We start from the raw sequence: 19863 nt of genomic DNA on the forward strand, positions 1-19863 counted from the left end.
CGCTCATGCGGCTCAACCAGATCAAGCTCTCGGGCTTCAAGTCCTTCGCCGAACCCACCACCTTCCAGTTGCCCGGCCAGTTGGTCGGCGTCGTCGGGCCCAATGGCTGCGGCAAGTCCAACATCATGGACGCGGTGCGTTGGGTGCTCGGCGAAAGCAAGGCCAGCGAGCTGCGCGGCGAGTCGATGCAGGACGTCATCTTCAACGGCTCGGGCAACCGCAAGCCGGCCAGCCGCGCCAGCGTCGAGCTGGTGTTCAGCAACGAAGACGCCCGCGCCGGCGGCCAGTGGAACCAGTTCGCCGAGATCGCCGTCAAGCGGGTGCTGACGCGCGACGGCACCAGCAGCTACTACATCAACAACCAGCCGGTGCGCCGCCGCGATGTGCAGGACGTGTTCCTGGGCACCGGCCTGGGCCCGCGGGCCTACGCCATCATCGGCCAGGGCACCATCAGCCGCATCATCGAGAGCAAGCCCGAAGAGCTGCGCATGTTCCTCGAAGAAGCGGCCGGCGTCAGCAAGTACAAGGAACGCCGGCGCGAGACCGAAAACCGGCTCAAGGACACGCGCGAGAACCTCACGCGGGTGGAAGACATCCTGCGCGAGCTGAACGCCAACCTCGAGAAGCTGGAAAAGCAGGCCGAGGTGGCCACCCAGTACCACGGCCTGCAGGAGCGCGGCACGCTGCGTCTGCACCAGCTGTGGTTCCTGAAGCACCGCGACGCCGCCACCGAAGAACAGCGCATCAAGACCGCGGTGGCCGAGGCCACCAATGCACTGGAAGCGCGCCTGGCCGAGCTGCGCCACCTGGAAGCCGGGCTGGAAACCATCCGCCAGGCCCACTATGCCGCCAGCGACAACCTGCACACCGCGCAGGGCGCGCTGGCCGAGGCGTCGCTCGAAGTCAGCCGCCTGGAAGAGCGCATCCGCTACGTGGTGGAAGGCCGCAACCGTGCGCAGCAGCGCCTGGCCGAGCTGCAGACGCAGATTGCGCAATGGGCCGACCGCGGCGCCCAGGCCGAGGCCGAGCTGGAGACCATCGCCGAGCAGATCGCCGCTGCCGACGAACAGGCCGAGGTGCTGGCCGCCCAGGCTGAAGAACAGGCGGGCAGCCTGCCCACGCTGGAAGACGCGGTGCGTGCGGCCCAGGCCCGCGCGAATGAGCAGCGCGGCCAGGTGACGCAGGTGCAGCAGCAGATCCAGCTGCTGGCCGCTGACAGCCGCAACATCGAGGAGCAGACCCGCGCGCTGCGCAGCCGGCGCGAGCGCCTGGCCGCCGAGCGCCAGGGCCTGGCCGCACCCGATGCCGGCCGGCTGGAAGAGCTGCGCGCGCAAAGCGAAGACGCGGCCGAGGCCCAGGCCATCGCCGACGAACGGCTGCATGAACTCACCGAGCAGGTGCCGCAGCTGGACGAGCAGCGCCGCGGCCAGCAGGCCGTGGTCAACCGCGAGACCGCCCGCCAGTCCGAGCTGTCGGCCCGGCTGGAAGCGCTGCGCACGCTGCAGGCCAAGGTGCAGACCGAAGGCAAGCTCAAGCCCTGGCTGGCCAAGCACGGGCTGGACGGGCTGCCCGGGTTGTGGACGCAGGTGCACATCGAAACCGGCTGGGAAACCGCGCTGGAATCGGTGCTGCGCGAGCGTTTGAATGCGCTGGAAGTGGGGCGGGTGGACACCGTCAAGGCCTTTGCCGCCGACGCGCCGCCGGCCAAGCTGGCCTTCTTCACCAAGCCCGCCGCCACCGCGCCCGACACCCACCAGACGCTGCCGCGCCTGTCGCAGCTGCTGCGGCTGCAGGACAGCGGCCTGAAGGCCTTGATGACCGACTGGCTGGAAGGCGTGTACACCGCCGACTCGCTGGACGCCGCGCTGGCCTCGCGCAGCCAGCTCACGCATGGCGAGATCATCGTCACGCGCGAGGGCCATGCCGTTTCGCAGTTCGCGGTGTCGTTCTACGCGCCTGACTCCGAGCAGGCCGGCATGCTGGCCCGCGCGCAGGAGATCGAGAACCTGGAGCGTGAGCTGCGCGCGCAGGCCTTGATCACCGAAGAGAGCAAGACCGCCGCGGTGCGGGCCGAGGCCGCTTATGCCGAGGCCGCCAGCCGCCTGGCCACGGTGCGCCGCGAAGCCGCCGAGGCGCAGACCCGTGCCCACCAGCTGCAGGTGGAGCTGATGCGCCTGCAGCAGCAGAGCGAAGCCGCGCAATCGCGCCGCAGCCAGCTGCAGGAAGAGCTGGCCGAGATCGACGGCCAGATGGAAGAGCTGGCCGAACGCCGCGTGACCGGCGAAGCCCGCTTCGAGGAGCTGGACCTGCAGCTGGCCAACACGCAGGAGCGCCATGCCGAGCTGGAAGAGGCGGTGATCACCGCCGAGCGCCAGCTGGCCGGCGCCCGCGAGCAGCTGCGCACGCTGGAGCGCCAGGCGCAGGAGGCGCAGTTCTCGGCCCGCTCGCTGGCCGCGCGCCGCGGCGAGCTGCAGCGCGCCATCGAAACCGCCAGCCAGCAGGCCGCCGCCAGCCAGCAGGCCGCCGAGCAGCTGCAGCAGGAACTGGCCAGCTTCGACGATGCCGCCGCCCAGGCCGGGTTGCAGGATGCCCTGGCCGTGCGGGTGGAGCGCGAAAAGGCGCTGGCCGCGCAGCGCAGCGAGTACGACGAGTTGTCTGTACAACTCCGCCGCTCGGACGAACAACGCCTGACGCTGGAACGCAGCCTGGAGCCCCTGCGCGAAAGCATCGGCAAGCTGCAGCTGGAGCAGCAGGCCGCCTCGCTGGGCGGCGCGCAGTACATGGAGCAGCTCACCGCCGCCGCGGTGGACCTGGCGCAGCTGGCCGCCGGCATCGAGGCTGACGGCGTGCGCCTGCATGGCCTGCAGACCGAGATCGACCGCATCAATCGCGAGATCGCGGCACTGGGCGCGGTGAACCTGGCCGCGCTGGACGAGCTGGCCAGCGCCCGTGAGCGCAAGGGCTTCCTGGACGCGCAGAACGCCGACCTGCTGGAAGCCATCGGCACGCTGGAAGGTGCCATCCACAAGATCGACCTGGAAACCCGCGACCTGCTGGGCAGCACCTTCAACCAGGTGAACGAGGGCTTCGGCCGCATGTTCCCCAGCCTGTTCGGCGGCGGCAATGCGCGCCTGGTGATGACGGGCGACGAGATCCTGGACGCCGGTGTGCAGGTGATGGCGCAGCCGCCGGGCAAGAAGAACAGCACCATCCACCTGCTGTCAGGCGGTGAGAAGGCGCTCACCGCCATCGCGCTGGTGTTTGCCATCTTCCAGCTCAATCCCGCGCCCTTCTGCCTGCTGGACGAAGTGGACGCGCCGCTGGACGACGCCAACACCGAGCGCTACGCCAAGCTGGTGACGCAGATGAGCGAAGGCACGCAGTTCCTCTTCATCAGCCACAACAAGATCGCGATGGAGATGGCCAGGCAGCTGATCGGCGTGACCATGCAGGAGCAGGGCGTGTCCCGCATCGTGGCGGTGGACATGGAAACCGCGGTCGGCATGGTCGAGGCCGCCTGATTCGCTTGAGGACGACGAGACGATGACCCTGACGATGGCTTTGACGATCGTGGCCGTGCTGGTGGTGCTGGCCCTGGTGGCCCACAGCATCTGGACGGCCCGCAACGCCGGCCCCCGCCGTGCCGACGGCGAACTGCCCAGCCACCCGCGGGTGGAGCCCGGCCTGGAAGGCGGCGTGGCCGCGCCCGAGGCGGCCGAAGCCTTGGCCGAGCCCGATCATCCCGGCGAGGTGCTGCCCGAGCTGCGCGTGCCGCCGGTGGGCGGCCGCCGGCTGGCCCGCATCGACCCGCTGATCGACGCCATCGTGCCGCTGACGCTGGAGTCGCCCGTCAGTGGCGACATGGTGCTGGCCCACCTGCCGCCTTCGCGCCGTGCCGGCACCAAGCCCTTCCACATCGAGGGCCTGAACCTGGAGACCGGCGACTGGGAAGCGCCTGCCGCCGGCCGACGCTACAACGAGCTGCAGGCGGGCGTGCAGCTGGCCAACCGCAGCGGCGCGCTCAACGAGATCGAGTACTCCGAGTTCGTGCAGAAGGTGCAGGCCTTTGCCGAGGCGGTGGGCGCGATGCCCGACTTCCCCGACATGCTGGAAGTGGCCGCCCGCGCCCGTGAGCTGGACAACTTCGCCAGCCCGCACGATGCGCAGCTGAGCATGGTGCTGCGTGCCAACAGCGCCGCTTGGTCGGTGGGGTTCATCCAGCAGAGCGCGGCGCGCCAGGGCTTCGTGCCCGGCAGCCTGCCGGGCCGGCTGGTGCTGCCTTCGCCCGACGCTGGCGCGCCGCCGGTGCTGGTGCTGGGCTTCGACCCGCAGGCCGCGCTGGCCGACGACCCGGCCGCCGCGGCGCTGCGCGACATCACGCTCAGCCTGGACGTGCCGCAGACGCCCGAAGCGGCCGAGCCCTTCGCCGCCTGGCAGGAAGTGGCCCGCGCCCTGGCCACCAGCATGGACGGCACCCTGGTCGACGACCGCGGCTGGCCGATCACGCTGCAGCATTTCACCGGCATCGCCAACGACCTGAAGACCCTCTACGCCCAGCTCGCCCAGCGCGACCTGGCCGCCGGCTCGGCGGCGGCGCGGCGGTTGTTCAGCTGAACGAGCGAAGCTGGGCCAGCTCGGTCCCCACTACCTCCCCTCCCACCGATCCCCGTCCGCCAGCCCCGCCGGCCGGGCCTGCAGCTGGCGGCGGGCCACTTCGTCGGCCAGCAGCGTGGCGCGCCAGAAGGCGGTGCTGACCTCGATCACGGCCGCCTCGGCATGCGGGTGGCGGCTGGTGGCGCGGCCGGCCAGGTCGGCATGCTGCGCGTCCTGCAGCACCAGCTGCCACTTGTCGCCCGGCGGCAGGTGGCGGAACACCTGCTCACGGTCGGCCGGCTGGCCACCGGGCATCGCATCGCGCGTGCCGGTGATGGCCAGGAAAGGCAGGCGCACGGTGGCAAAGGCCGCTTCGGCACTGCCGTGGCCGGGTGGCGCCGGGCTCAATGCCAGTGCCGCCATGACCCGGCGGTCGGCGATGGCCGCAGCGCCTGCCACGTCGTAGTGTTGGCCGGCGATCGCTTGCGCGGTCAGCGCGCCGAAGCTGTGGCCGGCCACGCCGATGTGCCGCGGGTCGATGCGGCTGAGCGCGCAGTCGCCCACCGTCGGCTGCGCCTGCAGTTGGTCGATCACGAAGTGCAGGTCTTCGATGCGGGCGATGAACTGCTGCGCTGACATCGCGTCGCGCGCCGAGCCGCTGCGCAGTGCGTCGGCATCGCTGCCCGGGTGCTGCAGCTGCAGCACGGCCAGGCCGGCCCGCGCCCAGGCCTGGGCCCAGCGCAGGCCGCCCCCCAGATCACCGCCCAGGCCGGGGCTGTAGACCACCACCGGCACCGGCTGCCCGGCCGCGGGCAGGTGGATGCGCACCGGCAGGCTGCGCTGGCGCGTGGCATCGGTCCAGCGGGCTTCGCACACCACGGCTTCGGCGGCGCGCGCGGCAGGCGCCAGGGCGGCGACCCCAGTGGCCGCGGCCACCAGCATCAGCGCGGCGGGGCCAGGCGGCGACAGCCGCCTCGCGGGCCGTGCCTTCATCCGCAAAACCGCCTCACGCACCCGGCTTCACCACCCGCGCCGGCTGGCGCATCAGCACGAACTCCTCGGCCGAGGTGGGGTGCACCGCCACCGTGCGGTCGAACTGGGCCTTGGTGGCGCCGCAGGTCAGGGCCACGGCCAGGCTTTGCACGATCTCCGGCGCATCGGCGCCGATCATGTGCACCGCCAGCACGCGGTCGGTGTCAGCATCCACCAGCAGCTTCATGTAGCTGCGCTCGGCACCGCCGATGAAGGTCTGCTTCATCGGGCGGAAATCGGACTCGAAGACCTTGAGCGTGTGGCCGGCGGCCAGCGCGTCGGCCTCGCTGGGGCCGATGGTGCCCACCGGCGGCAGCGTGAACACCGCGGTGGCGATCAGGCTGAAGTCGGGCAGGGCCACCGCGCCCGGCTCGCTGCCAAAGTGCGCGTCGGCCCAGGCCCGGCCTTCGGCGATGGCCACCGGCGTGAGGTTGCGCTTGTTGGTCACGTCGCCGATGGCATGCACGCCGGGCACCGGTGTCTCGAAGCGCTCGTTCACCGGCACCGCGCCCACACGGTCGGTCTGCAGGCCCAGTGTGTCCAGGCCCAGGCCCTGGGTGTTGGGCCGGCGGCCGGTGGCGTTCAGCACAAAGGGAAAACGGTGCGTCATGCCGCTGGGCATGTGCAGCTCATAGCCCTCCGCCTGCCGGGCCACGCGCTGCGGGCTCTGGCCCGGGTGCAGCACCACGCCCGCGGCTTCCAGCGCCTGGGCCACGCGGGTGCGCAGGTCGTCGTCGAAGCCGCGCAGCGGCTGTCGGTCGCGGTAGAACAGGTGCACCCGCGCACCCAGCCGCGCCAGGATGCTGGCGAACTCCACGCCGATGTAGCCGCCGCCGATCACGCCCACCTCGGCCGGCACGGCTTGCAGGTCCAGCACGTCGTCCGAGGTCGGGCAGTCGCCGATGCCCTCGATGCTGTCGCGCACCGGCCGCGCGCCGGTGGCAATCAGCAGGTGGCGCGCGGTCAGACGCTGCTCGCCCACCACCACGGTGTTCGGCCCGTCGATGCGGGCCCAGCCGTCGATCACCTGCACGCCGGCGCCGTTGAGCAGCTGGCGATACACACCTTCCAGCCGACGGGTTTCGGCGGCCTTCTGCGCGGCCCAGGGCGCCATGTCGAAGGCGGCGGCTTCCACCGCCCAGCCGTAGCCGCGCGCCTCATGCAGCGCATCGCCCAGCTGGGCGGCGTACATCATCAGCTTCTTGGGCACGCAGCCGCGGATGACGCAGGTGCCGCCCACGCGGCTGCCTTCGATGATGGCCACCTTGGCGCCCAGGGCGGAGGCCCGGCGCGAAGCCGCCACGCCGCCGGAGCCGGCGCCGAGGGTGATGAGGTCGTAGTCGTAGTCAGGCATGGCGAGGGGACTGCGGGAAGGAGCCCGCACTGTGGCACACCGCCTGCCTACACTCGCGGCATGTCCGCCCCGGTTACCCCTGAACAACGCGCCGCCGAGCTGCGGCGCCTGCTGCAAGCGCATGCCCACGCCTACTACGTGCTGGATGCGCCCACCATCCCCGACGCTGAATACGACAAGCTGTTCCAGGAGCTGCAGGCCCTCGAGGCCGCGCACCCCGAACTGCTGACGCCGGATTCACCCACCCAGCGCGTGATCGGCGCGGTGCTGGACGGCCTGACGCCGGTGCGCCACACCGTGCCGATGCTGTCGATCAAGACCGAGACCGACACCACCGCCGCCGGTGCAGTCAAGTTCGACACTTCGGTGCGCAATGCGCTCAAGCTCACCGAAGCCGACCCACCGGTGCGCTACTGCGCCGAACTCAAGTTCGACGGCCTGGCCATCAACCTGCGCTATGAAGCCGGCGAGCTGGTGCAGGCCGCCACCCGCGGCGATGGCGAGACCGGCGAGGACGTGACCCACACCATCCGCACCATCGCCGCCATCCCGAAGCGGCTCAAGCGCTGCAACGCGCCGGTGCTGGAAGTGCGTGGCGAGGTGTTCATGCGCCGCGACGCCTTCGAGGCGCTGAACGAGCGCCAGCGCGAGGCCGGTGCCAAGACCTTCGTCAACCCGCGCAATGCCGCGGCCGGCGTGGTGCGCCAGCTCGATGCCAACATCGCCCGCCAGCGGCCGCTGGCCTTCTTCGCCTACGGCCTGGGCGACGTGCAGGGCTGGGACGTGCCGGCCACCCACTCGGGCACGCTGGATGCGCTGGCCACCCTGGGCCTGCCGGTGAACGACGACCGGGCGGTGGAAGCGGGCGCCGACGGCCTGGCCGCCTTCCACCAGCGCATTGCCGCGCAGCGCGATGCGCTGCCCTTCGACATCGACGGCGTGGTCTACAAGGTGGACGACCGCGCGCTGCAGCAGCAGCTGGGCTTCAAGACCCGCGAGCCGCGCTGGGCGGTGGCCCACAAGTACCCCGCGCAGGAACAGGTGACGGTGCTGCGGGCCATCGACATCCAGGTGGGCCGCACCGGCAAGCTCACGCCCGTGGCCAAGCTGGAGCCGGTGTTCGTGGGCGGCACCACGGTGAGCAATGCCACGCTGCACAACGTGTTCGAGCTGCGCCGCAAGGGCGTGCGGGTGGGCGACCAGGTGATCGTGCGCCGCGCTGGCGACGTGATTCCCGAGGTGGTGGGCCGCGTGCCCGGTGAGCGCGCCGGCTACGTGCCCAACTTCCGCATGCCGCGCCAATGCCCGGTGTGCGGCAGCGCGGTGCTGCGTGAGCGCGGCGGCATCGACCACCGCTGCACCGGGGGCCTGTTCTGCGCCGCGCAGCGCAAGCAGGCGCTGCTGCACTTTGCCGGCCGGCGGGCGATGGACATCGAAGGTCTGGGCGACAAGCTGGTCGACCAGCTGGTGGACGGTGGCCTGATCCGCACCCTGCCCGAGCTGTACAAGCTGGGCGTGGCCAAGCTCTCGGCCCTGGACCGCATGGCCGACAAGAGCGCCGCCAACCTGGTGCAGGCGCTGGACAAGAGCAAGCAGACCACGCTGCCGCGCTTTTTGTATGCGCTGGGCATCCGCCACGTGGGGGAAACCACCGCCAAGGACCTGGCGCGCCACTTCGGCCAGCTGGACAAGGTGATGGACGCCACTTACGAGCAGCTGTTGGAGGTGCCCGACGTGGGCCCGGTGGTGGCGCAAAGCATCCGCACCTTCTTCGAGCAGCCCCACAACCGCGAGGTGGCCGAGCAGCTGCGCGCGGCTGGTGTCACCTGGCCCGAGCATGAGGGCGCCGAACTGGCCGCGCCCAAGCCGCTGGCCGGCCAGACCTTCGTGCTCACCGGCACGCTGCCCACGCTGACGCGCGACGAGGCCAAGGAGCTGCTGGAGGCGCAGGGCGCCAAGGTGGCCGGCTCGGTCTCGAAGAAGACGAACTACGTGGTGGCCGGTGAAGAAGCCGGCAGCAAGCTGGACAAGGCCCAGCAACTGGGCATCACCATCCTCGACGAAGCCGGCTTGCGGGACCTGCTGGCCGCGGCCGGCGCCGCGCCTGACGCCTGACAACGGAAGACACGACCATGGCTGTACGAGAAATCCTGAAGATGGGCGACCCCCGGCTGCTGCGTGTGGCGCCGCCGGTCACCGAATTCGACACGCCCGAGCTGCATGCGCTGATCGACGACATGTTCGACACCATGGCCGCCGCCAATGGCGCCGGCCTGGCCGCGCCGCAGATCGGCGTCGACCTGCAGCTGGTGATCTTCGGCTTCGACCGCAATGAGCGCTACCCCGACGCACCGGCGGTGCCCCGGACGGTGCTGATCAATCCCGTGATCACGCCGCTGGACGCCGAGGTGGAAGAGGGCTGGGAGGGCTGCCTCTCGGTGCCCGGCCTGCGGGGCGTGGTGCCGCGCGCCCGGCGCATCCGCTACACCGGCTTCGATCCGCAAGGCCGGCCGATCGACCGCGAGGCCGACGGCTTCCATGCCCGGGTGGTGCAGCATGAATGCGACCACCTGATCGGCCGCCTGTACCCCACGCGCATGACCGACCTGACCAAGCTCGGCTTCACCAGCGTGCTGTTTCCGGAGCTCGACCCGAACAGCGACGATTGAATGCAGCCGCCACGCAAGAGCTGACAGCAGATGTAAACCCGGTGGAACGAGGTCGGCTGCGCCACACCCCCATGCGTTGACAGCCCATAGACAGGCTGGGGTGCACGCACCGCCGCCCGGGAGACCACCGAATGAGTACGCCACTTTCCACCCCCCAGCGCTGGCTGCGCCGTGCCGGCCTGTGCCTGGGGCTGGGCTTGTCGTTGCTGGCGGGCGCCGCCCATGCCCAGCAGGACGCGCCCGGCCGCGTCGGCCGCATCGGCGACACCCAGGGCACCGTCTGGATGCTCGACCGCACCGAGAACGAATGGGTGGCCGCCCAGCGCAACCGGCCGCTCACCGAAGGCGACCGCCTGGCCACCGACGCGGGCGGCCGGGTGGAGGTGCAGATCGGCTCCACCACGCTGCGGCTGGACGGCCAGACCGAGATCCAGATGCGTGAGCTGGACGACAGCCAGGTGGTGGTGGGCCTGCAGCGCGGCACCCTGGCGATGCGCGTGCGTTCCAGCGAGGTGGCGCACGAGCTGCAGGTGCAGACCGAGGCCGGCCGCCTGCTGCCGCAGACCGCCGGCCACTACCGGGTGGAAGTGGAAGCACCCAGCACCATCGTGGGCGTGTGGGCGGGCGGCGTGCGCTTCGACGCGCCCGACAGCGCGCTGGACGTGCGCAGCGGCCAGCAGGCCGAGTTCTGGCGCCAGAACGGCAGCACCCACTACACCTGGCTCACGCCGCAGCAGGACGCCTTCGCCGACTGGGTGCTGGCGCAGGACCGGGCCGACGAACAGCGCCTGGCCACGCTGGACCGCGGCATCTCGCGCGAGATGACGGGCGTGGACGACCTCGGCCGCTATGGCCGCTGGGACACCCACCCCGAGTACGGCGCCATCTGGGCCCCGACGGCGGTGGCGCCGGGCTGGGCACCGTACCGCTATGGCCGCTGGGTCTACATGTCGCCCTGGGGCTGGACCTGGGTGGACGACGCCCCCTGGGGCTTTGCGCCCTTCCACTACGGCCGCTGGGTGCAATGGGGCGGCCGCTGGTGCTGGGCGCCGGGCCAGTACGTGGCCCGCCCGGTGTACGCCCCGGCCCTGGTGGCCTGGGTGGGCGGCAGCAACGTCAGCGTGGGCGTGACGGTGGGCGGCCCGCCTTATGTCGGCTGGGTGCCGCTGGCCCCGCGTGAGCGCTACGTGCCCGATTTCCGCTACGCCCCGCGCTGGCGCGAGCACTACGAGCCCTACTACGGCCCGGGCAACCGGCCGCCTTCGGGCTGGCGCGCGCCCGACCGCGTCCCGGGCACGCCCTTCGTGAACGAGCGGCTGCCGGGCGGCATCACCGTGGTGCCGTCGGACATCCTGCGCCAGCGTGAACGCATCAGCGACCGCGTGATCGCCGATCCCGGGCGCTCGCGCGACTTCTGGGACAACCGCCGCGGCGACAGCTTCCGGCCACCGCCGCCTGCGGGCAACCTGCTGCCGCGCCCGGGCAACGAACGCCCGCCGACTCGGGTGATCGACACCGGCAACGGCGGCAACGGCGGCCGCGATGGCCGCCCCTGGCCGGGCCGCGTGATCGACTCCGACGGCTTCCACGGCCGCGACAACGCACCGGTGACCACGCTGCCGCGCAACCGCGAGGGTGAGCGGGACTTCGACCGTGACCGTGACCGCAATGGCCGCGACGACCGGCTCGACCGCCTGGAGCGTGACCGCGCCGACCGTGCCGATCGCGAGCGCATCGACCGTGAGCGGCTGGAGCGCAGCCGTGGCAACGACCGCGACGGCAACGGCGTGCCCGACCACTGGCGCAGCGAACAGCCGTTCGGCGGCATGCGCAACCGCGATGGCAGCCCGTCCAACGTCTTCGTGCGGCCGCAGCCCAGCCAGCCCGTCCAGCCTGCGCCGGCCGCCCAGCCGATGCCGCCGGGGCAGGCGCGCATCCTGCCGTCGCCCGAGGCGCGGGCCATGCGGGCTCCCGAACCGCGGGCGATGTCGCAGCCGGTGCCCCAGGCGGCACCGCAGCCCCGCCCGGAGGCGCCGCGCAACATGCCGATGCTGCCCACCGGGCGCGACAAGAGCGGCGCTGATCGGGGCGGCGGCGAGCGTGCCGAGCGAGGCGGTGGCGGCGGCGCCCGCCAGAACGAGCGCTGAGGTTTGTTGCGCCCCCAAGCTCGCTGCGCTCGCTGCCCCCAGGCCCTTGCAACAGGGCCCTCCGGACCCCGGGGGCGCGTTCAGCCTTGGGGCGGCCCGGCGGCTGAACGTTGCACCCCCAAGCCGGGCTCAGCCGCTCCAGGTATCAGCCCGCCTGCTTCAGCAGCGGCCGCAGCACCGGCCAGACGTTGTCCAGCATCGTCGGGTGCGCCGTCTCGCGCGGGTGGATGCGGTCGGGCTGGAACAGCGCGTCGGCATTCGGCGCGTCGGCCACGCCCTTGAGCAGGAAGGGCACCAGCGCCGCGCCCTGCGCCTTGGCCACCCGCGCGAACAGCGCGAAGAAGTCGTCGCTGTACTTGCGGCCATAGTTGGGCGGCACCTGCATGCCGGCCACCACCACCTGTGCGCCGGCCGCCTTGGCGGCGCGGGCCATCTCGGTCAGGTTGGCTTCCGTCATGCTGAGCGGCAGGCCGCGCAGCGCGTCGTTGCCGCCCAGCTCCAGGATCACGTGCGTGGGCTTGTGTTGCGCCAGCAGCGCCGGCAGGCGTGAGCGCCCGCCGGAGGTGGTGTCGCCGCTGATGCTGGCGTTGACCACCTGGGCCTGTATGCGCTGCTGCGCCAGCCGGCGCTCCAGCAGGGCCACCCAGCCACTGCCGCGCGGCAGGCCGTACTCGGCCGACAGGCTGTCGCCCACCACCAGGATCACCGGCGTGCGGGCAGCGGCACGCACGGGCATCGACCCGGCCCACCCGAGGGCCAGCAGCGCCGCGCTACAGTGCAGCAGCTTTCGTCGCCGCGCGTTGCGCGGCATGCCACCGATCCGATCCACGTCCGAACTCATCGTCATGCAGCCATCCATCATCGAAGTCGACCGCGTCAGCAAGGAAGTGCGCGACTCGACCGGTGTTCTGACGATTCTCCATGACATCGAGTTCACTCTGCAGGCGCAGGAAACCGTGGCCATCGTCGGCGCCTCGGGTTCGGGCAAGAGCACGCTGCTGTCCATCCTGGCCGGACTGGACGTGCCCACCCGCGGCACCGTGCGGCTGGCCGGCACCGACCTGTTCTCGCTGGACGAGGATGCGCGCGCCGCGGTGCGGGCGCAGAAGGTGGGCTTCGTGTTCCAGAGCTTCCAGCTGCTGGCCAACCTGACGGCGCTGGAGAACGTGATGCTGCCGCTGGAGCTGATGGGCCGCAGCGATGCCCGCGCACAGGCCACCGAGATGCTGGGCCGCGTGGGCCTGGGCGCGCGGCTGGGCCACTATCCGCGGGTGCTGTCGGGCGGCGAGCAGCAGCGCGTGGCGCTGGCCCGGGCCTTCGTGGTGCGGCCGGCGGTGCTGCTGGCCGACGAACCCACCGGCAGCCTGGACTTCGCCACCGGCGAGACGGTGATGCAGCTGATCTTCGAACTCAACCGCGAGGCCGGCACCACGCTGGTGCTGGTGACGCACGACCGCGGCATCGCCGCCCGCTGCGACCGCCAACTGATGATCGAGGCCGGCCGCCTGGTGGCCAGCGCCGAGCCGCTGGTGGCCTGAATCCGGCCCCCAAGCTCGCTGCGCTCGCGCCCCCCCGAGGGGGATCTCAGTCCCTTGGGGCGGCCCGGCGGGACTGAGGTTCGCCCTCAAGCCCCCAGGCGGCTGGCGCCCGCTTATTCCTGGAACTTGTAGTCCGTCTTGGCCTTGGTGCGCAGGTCTTGCTGGAACTGCTGCAGCTTGATCTGGGCCAGGCGCTGCTGGATCTGCGGCTTGACTTCCTCGAACGACGGGAACTGCGCCTCGCGGGTGTCTTCCAGCTTGATGATGTGCCAGCCGAACTGCGTCTTGACCGGCGTCTCGGTCATTTCGCCCTTCTTCAGCGCGGCCAGGGCCTGGCCGAACTCGGGCACGTAGGCGTCGGGCTTGGCGAAGTCCAGGTCGCCGCCGTTTTCACCGGAGCCCGGGTCCTTGGAGTTCTTCTTGGCCAGCTCTTCGAAGTTGCCGCCGGCCTTGATTTCGGCGATCAGCGCCTTGGCCTGGTCTTCGGTTTCCACGAGGATGTGGCGGGCACGGTATTCCATGCCGGCCGACTGGGCCTTGAACTTGTCGTACTCGGCCTTGGCGTCGGCGTCGGACACCGTGTTCTTCTTCTGGAAGTCGGAGAACAGCTCGCGGATCAGGATGCTCTGGCGCGCCAGTTCCATCTGGCTCTTGTAGTCGGCGCTTTGCGCCATGCCGCGCTTCTCGGCCTCTTGCGCGAAGATCTCGCGCAGCACCACTTCTTCCTTCACCCGGGCTTCCAGCTCGGGCGTGCGGGGCTGTTCGCCACCACGGGTGGCCTGCACCATCAGTGCCTCGACCCGGGCCTTGGGCACCGGCTTGCCGTTGACGATGGCGACGTTCTGCGCGCCGGCAACCATCGGCAGGGCGATGAGCGCGGCGGCAAGCAGGGTGAGCTGGGTCTTCATGAGCAGGGTGGCCTCTGGAGCGATGCTGCGAAAGTGCAGGGCAGTTGATTGAGGTCGGTCCGCCAGCGGGCCGGCGGCCGGACGAAGCAGGTGGCGTGTCAGCCGGCCTCTTCGGGGGCGCGGGCCTCGATGGCCAGCGCGTGGATGCCCTGCGGGATCAGGGTCTGCAGGGCATGGTACACGAGCCGATGGCGCGCCACCCGGCTGCTGCCGGCGAAGCGCGCGCTGGTGATGCGCACGGTGAAATGCCGGCCTTCACGGGCGCCGGCATGGCCGGCGTGCAGGTGGCTGTCGTCCTGCACTTCCAGGGCGCTGGGCGCCAGGGCCTCGCGCAGGCAGGCCTCGATGTCGCTGGCCTGCACGCTCACCGCTTGACCCCCGGGGGCGCGTCGGCGTCGGAGGCCGGCTCTTCCTTGATGTGCCGACTGAGGTAGATGCCTTGCGCCAGCGTGAACAGCAGCATCAGCCCGATGCCGCCGAACAGCTTGAAGTTGACCCAGGCGTCGGTGGAGAAGTTGTAAGCCACCCAGATGTTGAGCACGCCCATCACCGCGAAGAACGCCACCCACGCCAGGTTGAGACGGTGCCAGGCCTGGTCGGGCAGTTGCATCTGCTCGCCCAGCAACATGCGCAACAGGTTCTTGCGCAGCAGCAGTTCGCTCAGCAGGAAGGCGCTGCCCATCACCCAGTACAGCACGCTGGGCTTCCACTTGATGAAGGTCTCGTTGTGGAACCAGATGGTGGCCCCACCCAGCACCACCACCAGCACCAGGCTCACCCACAGCATCACGTCCACCTTCTTGCCGCGGGCCATCAACCAGGCCACCTGGGCCAGCGTGGCCACGATCACCACCACGGTGGACAGCAGCACCGGCGCCTCGTTCGGCCCGACGACGCCGCCGGAGACGATGAAACCGAAATGCTCGGAGGCGAATGCCGCGGCCCAGTCCTTGTGGTTCTCGGCGTACTTGAAGGCGCCGAAGAAAAGAATGATCGGCAGGAAATCGAACAGCAGCTTCATTTAGGCTGGAAGTCTATCGCCGCCGAATTGATGCAGAAGCGCTCGCCGGTGGGCTCGGGGCCGTCCTCGAACACATGCCCCAGGTGAGAGCCGCAGTTGTTACAGCGCACTTCCACCCGCACCATGCCGTGCGAGCGGTCCACCACACGCTCCACCACCTCGCTGTTGATGGGCTGGTAATAGCTCGGCCAGCCGCAGCCGGCGTCGAACTTGGTGGTCGAGTCAAACAGCGGCGTGCCGCAGCCGACGCAGTTGTACTGGCCCTTGTCGGTGTGGTCCCAGTACTTGCCGGTGAAGGCCCGCTCGGTGGCCGCATGGCGCGCCACCTGGTACTGCATCGGGTCCAGCTCGGCACGCCATTGCGCGTCGGTCTTGCGGACCGGGTACTTGGGGTCGTCGTGGTCGTGGCTCATGGCCCGGAGTCTAGCCACCGCCCGGGGACGGCGGGCGGTGGCACGGGCAAAAGCCCTGGATGCAGCCGCCGCGCCCTCAGTTGTAACGCGTCATCGTGTCCTTGCTGCTGCCGTCCAGCATGCGATGGCGCAGCTGGATGCTGCGGCCCGAGATGCCGTCGGCCAACAGCGCCGGGAAGGTTTCCCCGCTGTCGCAGCCGCTGCCGGTGGGGGCGTTGGCCACCACGGCAGTCGCACCGCGCGGCACCGCCACCGTGCCCTGGTTGACGCTGCGTTCCGCGTCCCAGGTGTACACGCCGATCGAGCGCACCCGCTCGGCCAGCGGGTCCTGGGTCCAGGCCACGTTGAAGCTGGCCTGTGCGCCGCCAGCCGGCTTGGCGGGATCCAGCATCTCGCGCGTCGCATCCGTGGTGCGGTTCCATCGCAGCGAGCCGCCGGTGGTGGCGGGCATGACCGCGGTCAGCAAGCCGCGGGTGACGGTGTGGCGGGCGTCCGTCTCGCCTTCGTAGAACAGCTCGAAGCTGTAACTGGCACCGGCATGCAGGGCGGCGAAGTCCACGTAGTCGGTACTGCCCGGCTCGCGGCCATAGTCGAGCGGGTGCGCCCACAGCACGTTGCTGTTGTTGCGGTTGCCGGCATTGGGGTTGGGCCGCACCGTGGTGGCCGCCGTGCCCTCGATGCCCAGGCTGCGCTGCAGCCGGAAGATGCTGCCCGTGTCGTAGGAGGGCACGGCCACCGCGGGGTCGACGATGCCGTCCTTGTTCTGGATGTTGAGCCAGTCCTGGCTGGTGCAGATCTCGGCCATCGGTGGCGTGTACACCAGCCCGGCGTTGGGCAGTCCGGGGCCCTTGACGCGGGCGGCGCGCAGGCCGCGGCTGCCCGGGCCGCGCATGTTCACGTAGACGTTCAGACCGCTCTCGAAACGCGTGGACGACGCGTTGAAGAACGGCGCCGTCCCCGGATTGGGCGCCAGTTGCTCGTTGAGCCGGATGGAGGCCGTGATGCCCACGTCGACCGGGAACTGGTTACCGTGCAGCCACCAGTCGGTCGGCCGCGTGGTGGTGGCGGTGCCGGGGAACTTTCGGGCCACGGTGAACAAGCTGCCGGCCTCGCCGCTGGCATCCACGTAGCGCAGGTTGATCACGGCGGCGTCGCGGTCGGCGGCGCTGGTGTCGTCGACGAATTGCAGCACCTCCGGCGGCAGGAAGTGGGCGCCGGTCATGCGGTTGCTGGTCATCAGGGCGTAGAAGGCCTGGCCGGCGGTGTAGCCGTTGTGGCGATAGTCGTCGGCCGTGATGTCTTCGCAGGCCGGGGCCACGCTCAGCAGCGTCGGGCCGCCGTCGGCCAGCGCCACCGTGGTGTCGGTGGACAGCACCCGCTGCGCCAGGGGCAATGCAAAGCACTGGGTGAGGGCGTTGCTGGCCCGCTGCAGCGAGGCCGTCAGGTCCAGCGCCGCCAGCACCGGAGCGGCCAGGGTGGGTGCGGCCGTCACGCCGTCGGCCAGCGCCACGGGGGCGTCCGGGCGGTCCACGGTCGACAAGGTGGTGACGCCGTTGACTGCCGTGATGCGCACCACGTCCAGCAGCAGGTCGGCGGCGTTGCCGGCCTGTGTGCTGGTGGCTGCTACCAGCGGCGTGGCGAAGGGGTCGTAGCCGGCTGGCATCTGCAGCGCGGTGAGCACCGGTGCCAGCTGCGCCACCACGGCCTGGGTGATGGCGGAAAGTCGGGCCGCGTCCAGAAGCGTGGGCGTGGCGACCACCGTCAGCGCGCTGCCGTCGGGCGCCAGCCGGCCGACGATGGCGGTGGTGAGCGGCGTGAGGTTGACGACCGCCGCGCCGTTGGTCAGCGGCGGCACGGCCAGCGCGGCCACTTGCGGCCCATGGGCGCCGCTGGGGTCGGTGGCCACCAGCAGCAGCGGGCCTTGCACCGCGTCCTTGAGGCTGCATTCGTAGGTGCCGGCAGCGGTGGTGGGCGCCAGCGTGCCGGTGCAGGCGGCACTGCCCGTGCGGTCGGTGATCGTGAGTTCGGCGCCGGCCAAAGCAGCGCCCACGGCCACGGTGCCTCGCACCATCGGGGGCGTAGGGGCCGCTGGCGCCTCAGGCGTTGCAGCTTCGTCGTTGCTGCTGCCGCCGCTGCCGCAGCCGGCCACCAGCGCGGTAGCCAGCGCGGTAGCCAGCGCGGTGGCCAGCAGACCGGGCCAGGACAGGGGGCAAGTGCCAGCCGGGCGGTGCGATGCAGGGTCGTGGCGCATGGTGTCTCCTCGGGCATGGATGGAAGCCCGAGCATCTGCAAGGCGCGGCAGCGGCGCATCGTCTGGCGGAAGGAGACGCGGCGTAGCAGGTTCCTCAGGGTAAACCGCCACCCGGTCGGTACCCCCGGCATTCCTATCATCCGCCCCAACCCCACGCTCGTTTTCTAGAGAGGAACCACCATGTCCCTGATGGGCCAGATGATGCAGATGCCCTTGCTGATCTCTTCGCTGCTGACGCATGCGGCGCGGCATTCGGGCGATACCGAGATCGTGTCCAAGCGGGTGGAGGGTGACGTCCACCGCACCAACTGGGCGCAGCTGGCGGTGCGGGCGCGCAAGGTGGCGCAGGCGCTGGCGCGGCTGGGCTGCCAGCCGGGCGACCGCGTCGGCACCCTGGCCTGGAACGGCTACCGCCACCTGGAGCTGTATTACGGCACCTCCGGCTCGCAGCTGGTGTGCCACACCATCAACCCGCGCCTGTTCCCCGAGCAGATCGCCTGGATCGTGGGCGATGCCGACGACAAGGTGCTGTGCTTCGAGATCAACTTCCTGCCGCTGGTGGAAAAGCTGCTGCCGCACCTGGGCCGTGTGCAGCACTTCGTGCTGATGGCCGGGCGCAGCCACATGCCGGCCAGCAGCCCCATTCCCAACCTGCTGTGCTATGAAGAGCTGGTGGAGGCCGAGAACGGCGACTACGTGTGGCCGCAGTTCGACGAGAACACCGCCTCCAGCATCTGCTACACCTCGGGCACCACCGGCAACCCGAAGGGCGCGGTGTACAGCCACCGCTCGTCGCTGCTGCATGCCTTTGGTGCGGCGCTGCCCGATGCGATGGGCTGCTCGGCGCGCGACGTCATCCTGCCCGTGGTGCCGATGTTCCACGTCAACGCCTGGGGCCTGCCGTATGCCACCGCGCTGGTGGGCTGCAAGGTGGTGTTCCCGGGGCCGCACCTCGATGGCAAGTCGCTGTTCGAGCTGTTCGAGAACGAGAAGGTGACCTTCAGCGCTGGCGTGCCCACGGTGTGGCTGGGCCTGCTCACCTATGTCAAGCAGAACAACCTGAAGTTCAGCAGCTTCAAGCGCACGGTGATCGGCGGCTCGGCCTGCCCGCCGGCCATGATCCGCACGCTGGAAGACGACTACGGCGTGGAGGTGATCCACGCCTGGGGCATGACCGAGATGTCGCCACTGGGCACCCTGTCCAAGCTCAAGAGCAAGCATGAGTCGCTGGACGAGGACAGCAAGCGCCGCATCCTGGAAAAGCAGGGCAAGGTGATCTATGGCGTCGACATGGAAATCGTCGACGACGACAACAAGCCGCTGCCCTGGGATGGCAAGGCCTCGGGCAATCTGGTGGTGCGGGGCCATTGGGTGATCGACCGCTACTACCGCAACGACAGGTCGCCGCTGGTGGAGGTGGCGGGCCTGGACGGCCAGTGGTTCCCCACCGGCGACGTGGCGGCCATCGACGAAGACGCCTACATGCAGATCACCGACCGCAGCAAGGACGTGATCAAGTCGGGCGGCGAGTGGATCAGCTCGATCGAGCTGGAGAACATCGCGATGGCCCACCCCGCGGTGCATGAGGCGGCGGTGATCGCCTGCCCGCACCCCAAGTGGGACGAGCGCCCGCTGCTGGTGGTGGTGAAGAAGCCAGGCGGCGAGCTGACGCGCGAGCAGATGCTGGGTTTCTTCGAAGGCCGCATCGCCAAGTGGCAGATCCCGGACGACGTGGTCTTCGTCGACGAGCTGCCGCACACGGCCACCGGCAAGCTGCAAAAGCTCAAGCTGCGCGAGCAGTTCCGCGGCCACCAGCTGCCTGCCTGATACCCGCTGCGGGCCCCTGTCGCGGGAGCGACAGGGAACACCCTCTCACCGCTGGCGATCACTTCCATTAACTTGCCCCGGCCCGCTGACAGCGCAGCGGGCCGTAGGTC

Annotated in this window: 15 protein-coding genes; 7 read left to right on the forward strand and 8 right to left on the reverse strand. The window is 70.5% G+C overall.

Translation table 11 applies throughout. From position 1 onward, the window contains the following. The first annotated feature begins 5 nt into the window (after window positions 1-5). Both smc and MW290_RS19760 read left to right on the forward strand, forming a co-directional pair. Window positions 6-3521 (forward strand): chromosome segregation protein SMC, encoded by a 3516-nt coding sequence (smc, locus tag MW290_RS19755; protein WP_250199396.1) that lies wholly within the window; start codon window positions 6-8, stop codon window positions 3519-3521. A gap of 22 nt (window positions 3522-3543) precedes the next feature. Beyond that, entirely contained in the window at window positions 3544-4614 is a 1071-nt protein-coding gene (locus MW290_RS19760; protein ID WP_250199397.1) for a cell division protein ZipA C-terminal FtsZ-binding domain-containing protein, read from the forward strand. A 30-nt stretch (window positions 4615-4644) separates the two neighbouring features. On the opposite strand, the gene MW290_RS19765 is transcribed toward MW290_RS19760, so the two are convergent. Then, entirely contained in the window at window positions 4645-5586 is a 942-nt protein-coding gene (locus MW290_RS19765) for an alpha/beta hydrolase family protein (protein WP_250199398.1), read from the reverse strand. 13 nt (window positions 5587-5599) lie between these two features. Continuing rightward, complete coding sequence (gene gorA, locus MW290_RS19770; RefSeq protein WP_250199399.1) at window positions 5600-6979, reverse strand: glutathione-disulfide reductase; 1380 nt, start codon at window positions 6977-6979, stop codon at window positions 5600-5602. A 60-nt stretch (window positions 6980-7039) separates the two neighbouring features. Between gorA and ligA the strand changes: the two genes are divergently transcribed. The 3 genes from ligA (at window position 7040) to MW290_RS19785 (ending at window position 11795) form a co-directional block, all read left to right on the forward strand. Continuing rightward, complete coding sequence (gene ligA, locus MW290_RS19775) at window positions 7040-9094, forward strand: NAD-dependent DNA ligase LigA (protein WP_250199400.1); 2055 nt, start codon at window positions 7040-7042, stop codon at window positions 9092-9094. A 17-nt stretch (window positions 9095-9111) separates the two neighbouring features. Beyond that, the gene (gene def, locus MW290_RS19780; RefSeq protein ID WP_250199401.1) at window positions 9112-9648 is read left to right on the forward strand and encodes a peptide deformylase; all 537 of its coding nucleotides are present in this window, start codon (window positions 9112-9114) and stop codon (window positions 9646-9648) included. A 131-nt stretch (window positions 9649-9779) separates the two neighbouring features. Beyond that, window positions 9780-11795, forward strand: coding sequence for a DUF6600 domain-containing protein (locus tag MW290_RS19785; protein ID WP_250199402.1), 2016 nt, complete (start codon window positions 9780-9782; stop codon window positions 11793-11795). A 145-nt stretch (window positions 11796-11940) separates the two neighbouring features. Here the strand turns inward: MW290_RS19785 and MW290_RS19790 are convergent, their stop codons facing one another. After that, window positions 11941-12606: an arylesterase gene (locus tag MW290_RS19790; protein WP_375142960.1), complete on the reverse strand. Its 666-nt coding sequence runs from the start codon at window positions 12604-12606 to the stop codon at window positions 11941-11943. Window positions 12607-12640: 34 nt separating this feature from the next. Between MW290_RS19790 and MW290_RS19795 the strand changes: the two genes are divergently transcribed. Next, window positions 12641-13333, forward strand: a complete 693-nt coding sequence (locus tag MW290_RS19795; protein ID WP_250199403.1) for an ABC transporter ATP-binding protein — start codon at window positions 12641-12643, stop codon at window positions 13331-13333. 113 nt (window positions 13334-13446) lie between these two features. Here the strand turns inward: MW290_RS19795 and MW290_RS19800 are convergent, their stop codons facing one another. The 5 genes from MW290_RS19800 to MW290_RS19820 form a co-directional block, all read right to left on the reverse strand. Further along, window positions 13447-14241, reverse strand: a complete 795-nt coding sequence (locus MW290_RS19800; protein WP_250199404.1) for a peptidylprolyl isomerase — start codon at window positions 14239-14241, stop codon at window positions 13447-13449. 98 nt (window positions 14242-14339) lie between these two features. Beyond that, a complete protein-coding gene (locus MW290_RS19805; protein WP_250199405.1) occupies window positions 14340-14609 on the reverse strand; it encodes a BolA family protein in 270 nt (89 codons plus the stop codon). After that, the gene (locus MW290_RS19810) at window positions 14606-15262 is read right to left on the reverse strand and encodes a septation protein A (protein ID WP_250199406.1); all 657 of its coding nucleotides are present in this window, start codon (window positions 15260-15262) and stop codon (window positions 14606-14608) included. The genes MW290_RS19805 and MW290_RS19810 overlap by 4 nt, the downstream gene beginning before the upstream one ends. Then, window positions 15259-15675 carry a peptide-methionine (R)-S-oxide reductase MsrB gene (gene msrB / locus MW290_RS19815; RefSeq protein ID WP_250199407.1) on the reverse strand — a complete coding sequence of 139 codons (417 nt, stop codon included), beginning with the start codon at window positions 15673-15675 and terminating at the stop codon, window positions 15259-15261. Before msrB ends, MW290_RS19810 begins: the two co-directional genes overlap by 4 nt. A gap of 76 nt (window positions 15676-15751) precedes the next feature. Next, window positions 15752-17926 (reverse strand): hypothetical protein, encoded by a 2175-nt coding sequence (locus MW290_RS19820; protein WP_250199408.1) that lies wholly within the window; start codon window positions 17924-17926, stop codon window positions 15752-15754. Between the two features lie 180 nt (window positions 17927-18106). On the opposite strand from MW290_RS19820, the gene MW290_RS19825 reads away from it, so the two are divergent. Beyond that, window positions 18107-19753: a 3-(methylthio)propionyl-CoA ligase gene (locus MW290_RS19825; RefSeq protein ID WP_250199409.1), complete on the forward strand. Its 1647-nt coding sequence runs from the start codon at window positions 18107-18109 to the stop codon at window positions 19751-19753. Window positions 19754-19863: the final 110 nt, after the last annotated feature.

It is taken from the genome of Aquincola tertiaricarbonis (assembly GCF_023573145.1).
Classification (GTDB): domain Bacteria; phylum Pseudomonadota; class Gammaproteobacteria; order Burkholderiales; family Burkholderiaceae_C; genus Aquincola; species Aquincola tertiaricarbonis_B.